Below are 13,333 nucleotides of genomic sequence, written 5' to 3' on the forward strand. Positions count from 1 at the left end.
AGCAGCAAACCTCAAATAAAAGAGCCTTATGAACACCAGAATTCTCATATGTGACGACGAAGAAGGGATGCGCCGCTATCTCTCTAAAATGCTGCAGAACTGGGGCTATCAGACCGAAGCCTTCGCCAGTCCGCTGTTACTGCTGAAAAGCCTGAAAGATACCGAAACTACTGCTGAACTGCTGTTGCTTGACGTCAAAATGCCGGAGATGGATGGCATCGAGGTGCTGAAGCAGCTGAAAACCCTGCAACCACAGCTGCCGGTCATCATCATGACCGGTCACGGGACGATCGATTCTGCGGTGGAAGCGATGAAGATCGGTGCCTACGACTATCTGACCAAACCCTTCCCGCAGGAAAAACTGTTCGCCCTGGTCAAACACACCCTGGAACAACAGCAGCTAAGAGCAGAGAACGTCTCGCTGAAAAAAGAACTGCAAACGCAGAAGGTTCCGGCCACTCCGATTTTTCGCAGCGACAAATTCAAACAGGCCTACGAACTGGCCCTGACGGTCGCCGACAGCGATTCAAGCATCCTGGTTTTGGGCGAAAGCGGTACCGGCAAAGAACTGATTGCCGCAGCTATCCACTACGCCAGTCCCCGCCAACAGAATCGCTTTTTGGCGGTCAACTGCGCCGCCTTCTCGGAAACCCTGTTGGAAAGCCAGCTGTTCGGCCACATCAAGGGGGCCTTTACCGGTGCCATCCAGGCGCAAAAGGGTCTGCTGGAGGAAACCGACCAAGGGACCCTGTTTCTCGATGAAGTCGGGGAATTGAGCCCTGCCCTGCAAGCCAAGCTGTTGCGGGTGCTGCAGGAAGGGGAATTCATTCCGGTCGGCGCCACCAAAATCAGAAAGGTTGACGTGCGTTTCATCGCCGCGACCAACAAGAACCTGGCGCAGGAAATCAGCGCCGGTCGCTTTCGCGAGGACCTCTACTATCGGCTCAATGTCATCAGTGTCGAGTTGCCGCCGTTGCGCGAGCGCCCCGAGGACATTGAACCTCTGGCAGAACATTTTCTGCAGAAGATCGCCGCCAAAAGCCGCCGTCAGGTCAAAGGGATTGGGGGCGAAGCATTACTCGCGCTGCAAAGTTATCACTGGCCGGGCAATGTACGTGAACTGGAAAATGTTATGGAACGCTGCAGTATTCTGGCCCGCGGAGGGATGATTACTGCCGAATTGCTACCGTTTAAATTAAATGCTGCCCAGCAAAGCGAGTCCGCCAAGCTGCCACTTAACCTGCGTGACTCGGAACGACTGCAAGTGATCCGCGCCCTGCGCCAGACCAAGTGGAATAAAAGCCGCGCAGCACAACTGCTCGGCGTGACCCGTAAAACCATTGATCGTAAAATTAAGGAATTTGATCTCAACCAAGCCGAGCTGCTCGACCAATGATTGCTCCGCAACGCTTCAGCTACCGTTCGATCCGCGGCAAACTGACTCTGGCGGCGGTGACTCCACTGATTGTCATCCTGCTGCTGGTTGCCCTTGCAGCGTCCTACCTGATCAACGCTTCGATCGTTAACCAGACCCAGAAACAGATCCGCAATGACCTCAATACCGCCCACGCGGTTCTCAACCAGGAGCAACAAAGGGTCCGCGAACTGGTCCGCTTCACCGCACAGTCGGCGCCCCTGTCCAAAGCCGTCACCGATTCCGACCACCGCGTACTCACTGCTGCCCTTGCCGAGATCCGGCTGCGCGAACAACTCGATATCCTCAACCTGACCGATCTACAAGGCAAGCCACTGATCACCGTTCGAGCGTCCGACCAGTTGCCGATCACCGCACTTTCTTTTATCCAGAGCGCGCGGGGAAAAGAGCACTACAGCGGAACAGTCCTGCTCAGTGAATATGAATTACGCCAGGAACGTCCCGAGCTGGCAGAGCAAGCCTGGATTCACAGCCCGGAGCAGCCAAACATTCCGCTGGAGCGGCGGGGGATGTTTCTCATCGCAGCAACCCGTCTGCATGACCAGCAAGGAACACCGATCGGCTACCTCTACGGCGGGGTCATGCTCAACAACAACCTGCCGCTGATCGATCGAATCAGTGAATTGATTTACGGGCAGGACAGTTTTGAAGGAATCAACGTCGGCAGCGCGACCATTTTTCTCGACAAATTACGGATCGCCACCACTGTACGTCTGAAAAATGGACAACGCGCCCTCGGTACCGCCGTTTCCCGCGAGGTCGCCGAAGCGGTCCTGCAGCGCGAGGAAGCCTGGCTAGCACGCGCGCTGGTCGTCAACGAATGGTATCTGACAGCCTATGAACCGATTTTTGATGACAACGCCAGCACCGTTGGCGCTCTTTACGTCGGCATGCTGGAAAAACCATTGACGGCCTTAAAAATCCGTTCTTTTTTGCTCCTCTTCGGGCTGTTGGTTCTCGGCTGCCTGCTCGGTAGCTTGCTGGCCGCAATGCTGGCCCGCAGAATTTCGCGCCCGGTGCTGGAACTGGCCAGTTCAGCGGGAAAAATAGCCAATGGCGAACGGGAAGTGACGTTACCAAGTGCCGGGCAGGATGAAATCGGCCACCTCACCAAGGCTTTTGCCGAGATGGCCGACGCTCTTAAAAAGAGCGATGAAGATCTGCAAAAGTTAAATCGCCAACTTGAAGAAAAGGTTGCCGAACGGACCGAGCAACTCGAAGAAAAGAGCCTGCAGCTGATCAAAACTCAGGAACAATTGCTGCGCAGCGAAAAACTGGCCGCTATCGGCTCACTGGCAGCAGGGGTCGCCCATGAGATCAACAATCCGGCGGCGATTATTCGCGGTAACGTTGAAATCCTGCAGATGAGTCTTCCCGAAGATGCCGCAGAACGGGAAGAAACGCGCGAAATCATGAAACAGGTGGAACGGGTCTCGCTGATCACCCAGAACCTGCTGAGTTTTGCCGGACGCCAGGACCTCAGCCCTGAACAGGTTAAAATCAACCTGCTGCTCGATGACATCCTCAGTCAGATCAGTCATCAGCAACCGCTTGATCAGGTCGAGCTGATCCGCGACTTTGCCGAACTGCCCGCGATCCCCGGCGACCAGGAGCGCCTAAGGCAGGTCTTTACTAACATTATCCTCAACGCCCTGCAGGCGATGGACGGCTCCGGGACCCTCAGGTTGTCAACCACCGCTGAGACAACCTTGGTCACGGTGACCATCAGTGACAATGGACCAGGAATCCCTCAAGCCGTTCAGGGGAAAATTTTCAATCCTTTTTTCACCACCAAACGCCAGGGAACCGGCTTGGGACTTTCCATCTCCTATGGAATAATCCAGTCTCACGCGGGAGCACTGGAGTTGCTGGCTGATCGATCACCAGGAGCCACGTTTAAGGTTTCACTGCCCTGTTAATTTTCCCTACGACAGCAAAGACTCAATCCGACCCTGACAACTCAAAAATAAAGAGCGCTTTGTTCCTGTTGCGACTTTTTACGCCCCTCAAAACACACCGGCACTAGCACGCATTAATTAGGAATTAAAACACAACATACCGAACTATCGGCAAAAAAATTACACCCCAAGAAACGAAGCTAAAACTCTCCATGATGTCGACTTATCCAGTCAAAAAGTCAACAATAGCGTGATTTTCAGCACAATGGCAGACAAACAAAAGCAATTGCTATTCCAGCTAGTTGCATCACTATTGGCGGCAACAAACTAAAGAATGCGTCCTCTCATATAGATATTTATTCGAAATATTGCATTAAATGTCTTGCAATCAATTTACGAGGGTGATATTCACAATAATTGCGAGATAGTGGGCACCAGGCCTAATTAACATTAGTGAATAATTTATGGTGAAAACGTATTAGTAATTCAACTAAACAAAATATCGATCGCCAAAGAAAGGTTCTGCTGGTGAATCAAGTCCTGAACAGCACAGACAGAAAAAACTGCTACCAGATCCTGGCAGCCCTGTTCAATTACCCCGAACAGGAGTTACTGGAAAACCTGTCACCGTGCCTCGACGAACTCTCGACACTCCTGGAACTACCGATCACCCCTGAGTTGAACAAAGATATCTCGTTAACCGACCTGGAAGTTGCCTACACCGGTCTGTTTATCAATCGCCTCGGTGGCGCTCCTGCTCCACCGTACGGATCGATCTACCTAGAAGCCGAAGGCCAACTGATGGGCGCAAGCTGCTTACGGGTCGCCGAATACTACCAGGGCGAAGGGCTCAACATGGACGGCAGCGACGAGCCAGCCGATTTTCTGCCAACAGAACTGGAATTCCTCTACTACCTGGCTGCGGAAGAAGAGGCCGCAGAAGACCGGCAGGAGGAACTTGCCGCGTCCAACCTGCGTCAGAAACAGGTCACCTTTGGCCAGGAACTGTTGCACCCCTGGCTAACGATCTTCTGTAAGCGGATTAAAAAGAGCGATGATGGTCATCCTCTCTACACCTGGGCCGCCGATGCGCTCAATCGTTTTAGCGCCCTAGAGCTAAACCAAGCGAAGCAACCAGACTAAGAACATGTTGCTCTTAGTCAGACCAACCTGGTGACCAGCCAAACTGGCCAGGTCATACAAAGTAAATAGCCGGTCTTGCAAAAGGCCGAACAAAACTCACAAAGGAGAAGAAACAATGAAAACCCTCAAGCAGATCACAATCACCCTGTTGCTCATCACCTTCTGTGCATCCACAGTCATGGCGGTAGAAGACGGTAATTCCCGCAAAGGTAAATACCTTTACAAGAAAAATTGCAAAACCTGCCACACCGATGGCGCTGAGGGTGGTGTCGTCACTCCGCTGTCAAAAACGATGAGCCAGTGGGACAAATTCTTTAGTAAAAACAAGCACCCAGAAGGCAAATGGGATGGTTTCAGCGAGCAGGACCTGCTCGACATCAACCAGTTCCTGTTTGACCATGCTGTCGATTCTGACCAGCCGGAAACCTGCGGCTAAGCACTAAATCTCGTAGGTCCTCGGTGATGAGCAGAAAGATTCACCGGGGACTTAATTCATAGAAACACATCACCATCGGAGGCAACACCAAATGAATAAATTTCTTTTAATGCTGCTGGCGGGCCTGCTGCTCGTCCCAAGCTCGGTCTTGGCAGCACCAACCATCGAAGAACTGCAGAAACAGATTGCAGAAATCGCTGAACAGCTCGATGAGATGGACGACCGGGTTGGCAAAACCGAAATCCACACCGCGACCGACCGGATCAGCTGGTACGGCGACATGCGCACCAAGGCTGACTCGACACGTCAAAAGGTGCTTTTCAACACCGGTGCGTTTAAAGGTGCATCGACCGATGACAATGCGATCCTTTACACCACCCGCTTGCGCCTGGGGATGAAGGCCAAAGTAGCCAAAAACATCAAATTCAGCGGTCGCTTGAACATGTACAAGAACTGGGGCGATTCTACTGGCGTCCAGGTATTAGACAACTTCGGCAACGTCACCATGGACGGCACCAACGGTGGCCACACCACCGGAGATACCGTACACGTGGAACGAGCCTATTTTGTCTGGAGTGACCTTGTTGACGGTAACGCTTATCTGTCGATCGGTCGTCGCCCTTCGACCTACGGCGCACCGACCAACTACCGTGAAAATGAAGCCCGCGGCGGCACCCCGTCCGGTCACCTGGTCAACTTCGACTTCGACGGCATCACCCTCGGTTACAAACTCGGCAAACTCACTGATACCGAAGGCCAGACCCTACGCTTCTGCTATGGCCAAGGCTACGAGTCGGACTTGGGTAACGGCACCCTCGGCCAGCAAACTGAAATCGAGGACACCCACCTCGGAGGTTTCAACTTCGACGCCTGGTCGGATGATGATTCCTGGCTGCAATTCACCCTGTTCGGCGCCAAGGATGTCACCGACGGCTTCAAAGGCCTCGCGGTACTTCCGGCGGGGATGTTTGGTTCTAATGGCATGACGGTCAGCAGAATGGCCGCATCGAAAAACATCGGTGATCTGCTGCTCGGCGGCGTTGGCTATGGCCGCACCCTGGAGAACGGCACCGTCCTCTTTGCCTCCGGCGGTTGGACCCGCTCCCTGCCAAATGGCAACGTTAGCGATTTTGGCTTCGGCGGCATGCTCTCCAATACTCCTGGCGATGAAACCGAGCGCGATGGTTACTCCATCTATGTCGGCACCCAGATCCCGGCGCCGATGGGTAAGGTCGGTTTCGAGTACAACTACGGTTCCCAGTACTGGGCCCCCTTCACCCAAGCTCAGGATGACATCCTCGGTAGCAAGCTGGCCACCCGCGGTCACGCTGCTGAGGCTTACTACATCTTTGATATCAATCCAAAGGCCTTCATCAAAATCGGCGCCATCTACTACGACTACGAGTACACCAATAGTGGCGTAATTGTCGGCAAACCCGAAAAAGTCAGTGACATAGAAGCTGGTACCGCATTCTCAGGATTTGGTGTTGTTGATACCGCCCTGGATGCTTATGCCTCCATGACAATTAAGTTCTAATTTAACCTGCCCAACCTGTTGGAGAGAGGGCAACCCCCTCTCTCCAACTTTTTTCAAATGAAAACCGTAACATCGGTATATAACAATCAAACAAAACTCTAGCAATATAGGAGCCTAACGTGTCTTCCCCGAGAACTAAAAGTTTAAGCCGTAGGCGCTTTTTGGGGCTTTCTACCTGCGCACTGACCACAGCCGTGGTCGGTTCTCAGGTGACCGTTTTGAAAGCCCTGGCCAAAGATGGCCATGTCAGTCAAACAGCGACCCTACCGACCCAGGATATTTTTACCAGTTGCGGCATGTGCGTCAATAAGTGTGGCGTGATTGCCCGTGTGCGGGATGGTGTCATCCACAAGCTTGACCCGAACCCGAATTTCTTCCCCAAAAGCCGCGCCATGCTTTGTGCTCGCGGCAATGCCGGCACCAAGGTGGTATACGATCCCGATCGGCTCAAGTACCCGCTGATCCGCGTCGGAGAGCGTGGCGAAGGTAAATGGCGGCGCGCCAGTTGGGACGAAGCTCTCGACATGGTCGCCAAAGGCATGAATGACGTTGCCGAAAAATACAATCGCGCCTCGATGATGTTCGCCTCCACCGAGGGCACTCTTACGGAGCACTTCTTTCTCCAGCTGGCAGAGACCTACGGCTCGCCGAACACCCTCCGCCATCCGACCCTCTGCCTGTCATCCAACATCCAGGGCTTCGGCGCCACCTATGGCACCAATCCGACCCCCGATGTGCTGAATGCTGATTACATCATCATGAGCGGTGCAAACCGTGCCGAAGCACTGATGACCCCCGATTCCATCGACATGCTCACCGGTGAAGGCGGCCGGCGTAAACTGATCTATCTTGATCCACGCTTTACCAAAACCGCGGCCAAAGCGGACGAATGGTACCCGATTAAACCGGGCACCGACATGGCCTTCATTCTGGCCTTGATTAATGTGATTATTACCGAGGGTCTCTACGACGATGACTTCATCGAAGAGAAGACCGTCGGCTTTGATATGCTGAAGCCACACATCCAGCAGTACACCCCCGAATGGGCAGAAACAGAAACAGAGATCCCGGCCAAGCACATCCGCCGGATTGCCCACGAGTTTGCCAAAGCCTCCCCTAGTGCGGTCTATTACCAAGGGCGACGCTCATCCTTCTTCTCCAACGATACCCAGATGCGCCGCGCCATGGCGATCCTTAATGCCATCGTCGGTGGCTGGGATACCAAGGGCGGACTACTACCGAACGACTGCATCAAGCTGACCAAACATGATTTCCTTGCCCCTTGGTACGATGATGTCCACGAACGCCTCGATAAGGGCGGCGCAGCCTACCTGTCGGAAAAGGACGGTTCCTGGCCGATCTTCCGTGAGCGCGCCCTGGCCGCCGACCCCTATCCGATCAAAGGGATGATGGTCTACAAACAGAACGTGCTGGCATCGGTTCCTGACCGGGCCAAGTCGTTGCGCCTGATGCAGCAGATGGACTTTATCTGCACCATTGACATCGCCATGAGCGACACGGCTTGGTACTCCGATGTTGTGTTGCCTGAGGCAACCTACCTGGAGCGACTCGATCCACCTGAATGTCTCGGCGGACCGGTACCGGTGGTGACCTTCCGTCAGCCTTGTGTCGAAGCGATGTTCGAAAGCAAGCCGAACCTGTGGATCATGCAACAGATTGCCAAGCGTCTCGGCAGCGAAGTCTATGAGACCTTTGACTTCACCATGGAGGAGCATATCCACCACTTGGTAAGCAAGAAGCCGCAGATTTACGAAGACCTGAAAAGCAAGGGTGTTTATTTCGAAAAGACCACACCGACTTATGGTCGCTTCAACGGCAAGCGCCTGAAAACCAGGTCGGGTAAAATCGAACTTTATTCGGAGAAGTACGCCAAGAAGGGTCTCGACCCATTGCCGGTTTACCGATCTCCAGAAAAAGTCCCGAGCAGCAAGTATCGTCTGCTGGTCGGCCGTCACGCCTACTTTACCCACGGCACCACCGCCAACAACGCCTATCTGCACGATATCATGCCAGAAAACACCCTCTGGCTGAATCCGGATGAAGCCAAAAAGCTGAATCTGCGCAACGGTCAGATGGTCAAGGTCAAGAGCCCGGTCGGTGAAGAGCAGCTGAAGCTTGAGGTCACCGAAAAGATCCGTCCCGACAGTGTCTACATGGCGCATGGCTTTGGGGTGCTGTCCAAGGGCTTAACGAACATCCATGGCAAGGGTGGCTGTGATGCCGCGCTGATCGAAAGCAAGTACTGTCCGATTTCGGGCAATGCCGCCATGCATGAGACTTTCGTGGAAATTTCTCCCGCCTGAGGCAGGACACAGAGTTTAAGGAGTTAGAACGATGAAAAATAAACGCTTCGCCATCGTCCTCGATACTGAACGCTGTATCGACTGCAAGGCCTGCACCGTGGCCTGCAAGGCGGAAAATAATGTCCCCACAGGGCCAGATAACTATCGTAACTGGGTGGTCACCAGTAAGCTGCGTGGCACCTATCCAAATCTGGGGCAGTCCTTTATCCCCAGCCAGTGTCAGCATTGCAGCAATGCTCCCTGTGAGCATGTTTGCCCGACCCGTGCAACCTTCACCAATCAGGATGGCATTGTAGATGTAAATGACGACAAGTGTATCGGGTGCAAATACTGTCAGACCGCTTGCCCCTATAATGCTCGTTACTACAATGAAGAGACCGGGGCGATTGATAAGTGCACCTTCTGCGCCCAGCGAATCTACGCTGTTCCGCCGCAGTTGCCCGCTTGCGTGGAGACCTGCCCGACCAAGGTTCGGGCGTTCGGTGATCTGAACGACCCGAACTCCGAGGTGTCTCTGCTGTTGGCCAGGAATCCATCAAAGGTCTTAAAACCAGCGATGGGGACCAACCCGCATTTATTTTATCTGGATTAAGAGGAGAGACTGATGTCAGCCTTTAAAAATCGTCCAAAGTTATACGTCTGGATAGCCATCCTAGTATTGGGGATGGCAGCCGGAGCCGCCGGGGTCATTAATGTCCTGATCGTCGGTCATGCTCAGGCCTATAATGTCACCCGTGAAATCCCCTGGGGACTTCTGATTGCTACCTACGTTTTTCTGGTTGTATCCAGTACCGGCCTCTGTTTGATTTCGAGTCTCGGCCATGTCTTCGGCATGAAACAGTTCGAGTTTATCGGCAAACGGGCCATTATTCTCGCGATATTAACCTTGCTCTGTGGTTTCGGGGCAATCGGTATGGAAATAAACCACCCGATTCGGATGGGTATTTATACCATTCTCAGCCCCAATTTCAGTTCCGCCATCTGGTGGATGGGTACCCTTTACGGGGTTTACTTAATGTTTCTCTGTGCCGAGTTCTACTTTCTTATGAAAGGGATGCACAAAGGAGCCTTTACCATGGGTGTGCTCGGCTTTACCGCCGCGGTCTCCGCCCACTCAAACCTGGGCGCGGTATTCGGTCTGCTGGAAGCCCGGCCCTTCTGGCACGGCTCTTTCCTGCCGATCTATTTCATTGTCTCGGCCTTGGTTTCCGGTTGCGCCCTAGTCGGTATGATTGTTTATTTTAATCATAAAAAATCGGGTGCGCCGATGCCGTTAAAGTATGTCGATTTTATGGACAGCCTCGGTCGCTTGCAGATCCTCACCTTGATGACCCTGGTTTTCTTTGTTGTCTGGAAAATCATTCCCGGCATCTATGGTCATCCCCCGGGAAAATATGAAGCGACCATGGCGATGATCAGTGGACCTTTCGCCTTTAATTTCTGGTTCTTTGAGGTGCTGATGGGGCTGGTTATTCCGCTTTGCATCCTCTTTCCGAAGACCACCCGCACACCGGCCGGGGTCATGTTTGCCGGTCTGTCCTCGACCATCGGCATCTTCTTCATGCGTTACGATCTGGTCATCATTGGCCAGTTGGTCTCGATGCGTGAGGACACTGCCAACCTGGTTAACGGCCTGTTGCATTATTCTCCGTCGTTGTCTGAACTCGGCATTACCATTGGGGCCATCTGTACCTGTCTGTTCCTCTATACTGTGGCTGAACGACTGCTGCCACTGGACCCGGATGAGCTGTAAACCCGCAAAAATAAATACCCCCCCAAGATAACAACCACAGAAAAAAAGGGAGAGAGACATGACGTCTCTCTCCCTTTTTTTTGCCCGCCTTTTCATATTTGCGGTACATTAGGTATTCTCAAAAGTCAATTATCAGCATTACCACAACCTAACAGGTGACCATGAACAGTGATTTTTTTCAGATAACTGTTGCCCTTGCAGTGATCTTAATCAGCGCCCTGATCGGCGGCCGCCTGGCGATGCTCTGCCGAATCCCGCGGGTCACCGGTTACCTGCTGGCAGGACTGCTGGTCGGGCCCTCATTTGCCGGACTGTTCGACCTCCCGCATCTGGTTTCCCATTATGCCCTCGGCGAACTGCAGATCATTTCTGATATCGCTCTGGCATTGATCCTGATGAACATCGGCGGTCAGTTGCGCACCGAAAATTTGCGCCGCTGGAAACATCGCATCTTCCTTTTTTCCTGTACCGAAGCCCTAACCACCGGCCTGCTGGTTGGCCTGTCGGTTTTTATGGTCAATTTATTCATTCTGCAGGCAACTGTTTCACCATTGACCCTGTTACAAACCTCGACCTTTTTTGCCGTTTTTACCGGCATCATTGGCATTGCCACCGCCCCTGCAGCAACGCTGATGGTGATCCGCGAATATGAGTCTGAAGGCCCGGTCACCAGTGCGCTATTAACGCTGGTCGGTCTCAACAATCTGTTCTCCGCCTTCGCTTTTGCGATTGCCGCACAGCTGTTGATTTCCCCCGATGGCAACCTGGCGACCCTCGGCTATCAGATATCCATGCCGCTGATTGTCGGTGGTGCCTTCGGTTTCGGCGCCTCGGTCTGGGCCCAGCGGCTGGAACTCTCCAGCGAACACAAAATCCTGCTACTCGGGAGTGTCACAACGGTTGTTGCTTTTAGTCGGGCACTGGAACTCGAACCACTGCTTTCCTGCATTGCCATGGGCATGGTGCTGGCTAACAGTTCCCCGCGTTGGCATCGGCTGGTAAAATCGCTGAACGAAATCGATTATCCCCTGTATGTGGTTTTTTTCGTTCTGGCCGGAGCCAACCTGCACATTGAAACCCTCAGCCACATCGGTCTGCTCGGGATTGCTTACGTCGCGGCTCGGACCATCGGCAAGTTGGCCGGTGGGTGGCTCGGGGCAAAACTGGGCCGTTTTGGGCGGCGGGAACGAACCTGGATCGGCATGACCCTGTTGGCCCAAGCCGGTATGGCGATCGGTTTGGCGGCGACACTGAACAACATCTGGCCGGAAGGCGGGGCGCTGATTCAGACCGTGGTGCTCGGTTCGGTGGTCATCTTTGAATTGATTGGCCCGCTGGCCGTCCGCCATGGGCTGGTCAAGGCCGGCGAAGTGCCGATCCTTTCGGTGTTGCGCAAAAGAGCTCCGCAAGGAGCGATGGAAGGGTTGCACAGCGTTGCCCACCATTTCCGCACCAATTTAGGTTTGCCGGCCGGCCACAACGTCGAATCCCCCGGCGACATCCTGGTGCGACACGTCATGCGCCACAACGTCGAAACCATTCACCACGGGACCAATTTCCAAGAACTGTTGCGGGTGATCGCCCACAGCCGCTACGATCGCTTTCCGGTAACCGATGATGCGCGCAACTTCGTCGGCATCATCAATTACACCGAGATCCGCAACCTGCTGTTCGATCCGTCCCTCTCCGACCTGTTGGTGGCAAAAGATCTGGTTTCTTCCGCACACCATTCCATCCCCCCCGACACCCCCCTGCGAGAGGCGTTAAAAACCTTTCGCAAGAAGCGCAACATCAGCTACTTTCCGGTTATTGATCCAGAGAACCCGAAGAAACTACTCGGCATCCTCAGCCAGAACGACGTGCTGTCAGCCTTCCGCCGGCTTAATCTTGACAGTTAGGTCAGCTTTTCTCGCATGCTCTTCAAGCTGTTCGTTTCGGTACAAAAAAAGGGCGCCCACAATGGGGCACCCTTTTTTTACCTACGGTTTCAAGCTGTCTAGTTAGCGAGGAATTTCTTCGCTGATGTCACTTGCGGTGAGTCAGGATAATCGTCAATCAGCTTTTGCATCGTCGTACGGGCATTATCGCCATCACCGAGGGCATTGAAAGCCAGGGCCTGCTTCAGCATCGCCGCTGCAGCCTTGGGGTGGTTGCTGTACTTGCTGATGACGTCCTGCAGCTGCAGGATCGACAGTTCATATTTACTTTCCCCGTAGAGCGCTTCTCCACTCCAATACAGAGCGTTGACGTACAGGTCATGCTGTGGATATTTTGTGACAAAGTCGTCCAGCAACTGGCGACCCGCGGCGAACCTTTGCTCCTTGCGGATCATATCGAGCGCCCGCTGGTACAGTTGCTCTGCTGTTTCCTGCGGCGGCTTAATCACCGCAGGTTTGGCTGACCGAGCCAGCGGTGCCGGAACCAGCGGACGTTGTTCCAGCTCTGCAACCCTGGTTGCCAGGGAATTAAACTGCAGCCCCATATCGTCCTTAACCAATTGCAGTTCGTCGATCAACTGCTGATTGTCGCGACTGAGATCATCGAGCCGACCATTGACCGACTGAAATTCCACACGCAAATTATCGAGTCCAGCCTGAACCTCGGCCACTTGCCGATGTAACGCATCGCCGTCGGCAACGCCACTGCTGGTCGCCTCTTCCTTACCAACTTCCAACTGCTGGAGATGTCGCTTCATCACCTCCAGATCCTTTTCCATCCGCAGTTGACTCTCGGATGGGACACACCCCGTGAATAGCAGCAAACCGAGCAATGTTATTATCCAGCGCATCTGTTGGCCTCCTGAAACA

General features: G+C 53.6%; 10 protein-coding genes. 9 read left to right on the top strand and 1 reads right to left on the bottom strand.

Going from position 1 to position 13,333, the window contains the following annotated elements:
• The first annotated feature begins 28 nt into the window (after positions 1 to 28).
• The 9 genes from ACZ5PT_RS05260 to ACZ5PT_RS05300 all read left to right on the top strand — a co-directional run bounded on the left by ACZ5PT_RS05260 (position 29) and on the right by ACZ5PT_RS05300 (position 12,424).
• Positions 29 to 1,396: a sigma-54-dependent transcriptional regulator gene (locus tag ACZ5PT_RS05260; protein ID WP_464265757.1), complete on the top strand. Its 1,368-nt coding sequence runs from the start codon at positions 29 to 31 to the stop codon at positions 1,394 to 1,396.
• On the top strand, positions 1,393 to 3,354 hold the full coding sequence (locus ACZ5PT_RS05265) for a sensor histidine kinase (protein ID WP_464265758.1): 1,962 nt from the start codon (positions 1,393 to 1,395) through the stop codon (positions 3,352 to 3,354). The genes ACZ5PT_RS05260 and ACZ5PT_RS05265 overlap by 4 nt, the downstream gene beginning before the upstream one ends.
• Before the next feature lie 507 nt (positions 3,355 to 3,861).
• The gene (locus ACZ5PT_RS05270; protein ID WP_464265759.1) at positions 3,862 to 4,476 is read left to right on the top strand and encodes a TorD/DmsD family molecular chaperone; all 615 of its coding nucleotides are present in this window, start codon (positions 3,862 to 3,864) and stop codon (positions 4,474 to 4,476) included.
• Between the two features lie 115 nt (positions 4,477 to 4,591).
• Positions 4,592 to 4,912, top strand: a complete 321-nt coding sequence (locus tag ACZ5PT_RS05275; protein WP_464265760.1) for a c-type cytochrome — start codon at positions 4,592 to 4,594, stop codon at positions 4,910 to 4,912.
• A 91-nt stretch (positions 4,913 to 5,003) separates the two neighbouring features.
• Entirely contained in the window at positions 5,004 to 6,449 is a 1,446-nt protein-coding gene (locus ACZ5PT_RS05280; protein ID WP_464265761.1) for a DUF3373 family protein, read from the top strand.
• Between the two features lie 119 nt (positions 6,450 to 6,568).
• Positions 6,569 to 8,773 carry a molybdopterin-containing oxidoreductase family protein gene (locus ACZ5PT_RS05285; RefSeq protein ID WP_464265762.1) on the top strand — a complete coding sequence of 735 codons (2,205 nt, stop codon included), beginning with the start codon at positions 6,569 to 6,571 and terminating at the stop codon, positions 8,771 to 8,773.
• A gap of 31 nt (positions 8,774 to 8,804) precedes the next feature.
• Complete coding sequence (locus tag ACZ5PT_RS05290) at positions 8,805 to 9,365, top strand: 4Fe-4S dicluster domain-containing protein (RefSeq protein ID WP_464265763.1); 561 nt, start codon at positions 8,805 to 8,807, stop codon at positions 9,363 to 9,365.
• A gap of 12 nt (positions 9,366 to 9,377) precedes the next feature.
• Complete coding sequence (nrfD, locus tag ACZ5PT_RS05295; protein WP_464265764.1) at positions 9,378 to 10,526, top strand: NrfD/PsrC family molybdoenzyme membrane anchor subunit; 1,149 nt, start codon at positions 9,378 to 9,380, stop codon at positions 10,524 to 10,526.
• A 161-nt stretch (positions 10,527 to 10,687) separates the two neighbouring features.
• Complete coding sequence (locus ACZ5PT_RS05300) at positions 10,688 to 12,424, top strand: cation:proton antiporter domain-containing protein (protein ID WP_464265765.1); 1,737 nt, start codon at positions 10,688 to 10,690, stop codon at positions 12,422 to 12,424.
• Positions 12,425 to 12,522: 98 nt separating this feature from the next.
• On the opposite strand, the gene ybgF is transcribed toward ACZ5PT_RS05300, so the two are convergent.
• Positions 12,523 to 13,314 (bottom strand): tol-pal system protein YbgF, encoded by a 792-nt coding sequence (gene ybgF, locus ACZ5PT_RS05305; protein WP_464265766.1) that lies wholly within the window; start codon positions 13,312 to 13,314, stop codon positions 12,523 to 12,525.
• Positions 13,315 to 13,333 lie beyond the last annotated feature (19 nt).

This window comes from Desulfuromusa ferrireducens (genome assembly GCF_055389805.1).

Bases quoted from the DNA above. Each gene is read 5' to 3' on its own strand.
- ACZ5PT_RS05280 (WP_464265761.1), top strand. From the start codon at position 5,004: ATGAATAAATTTCTTTTAATGCTGCTGGCGGGCCTGCTGCTCGTCCCA.
- ACZ5PT_RS05290 (WP_464265763.1), top strand. From the start codon at position 8,805: ATGAAAAATAAACGCTTCGCCATCGTCCTCGATACTGAACGCTGTATC.
- ACZ5PT_RS05275 (WP_464265760.1), top strand. From the start codon at position 4,592: ATGAAAACCCTCAAGCAGATCACAATCACCCTGTTGCTCATCACCTTC.
- ybgF (WP_464265766.1), bottom strand. From the start codon at position 13,314: ATGCGCTGGATAATAACATTGCTCGGTTTGCTGCTATTCACGGGGTGT.
- nrfD (WP_464265764.1), top strand. From the start codon at position 9,378: ATGTCAGCCTTTAAAAATCGTCCAAAGTTATACGTCTGGATAGCCATC.
- ACZ5PT_RS05265 (WP_464265758.1), top strand. From the start codon at position 1,393: ATGATTGCTCCGCAACGCTTCAGCTACCGTTCGATCCGCGGCAAACTG.
- ACZ5PT_RS05300 (WP_464265765.1), top strand. From the start codon at position 10,688: ATGAACAGTGATTTTTTTCAGATAACTGTTGCCCTTGCAGTGATCTTA.
- ACZ5PT_RS05260 (WP_464265757.1), top strand. From the start codon at position 29: ATGAACACCAGAATTCTCATATGTGACGACGAAGAAGGGATGCGCCGC.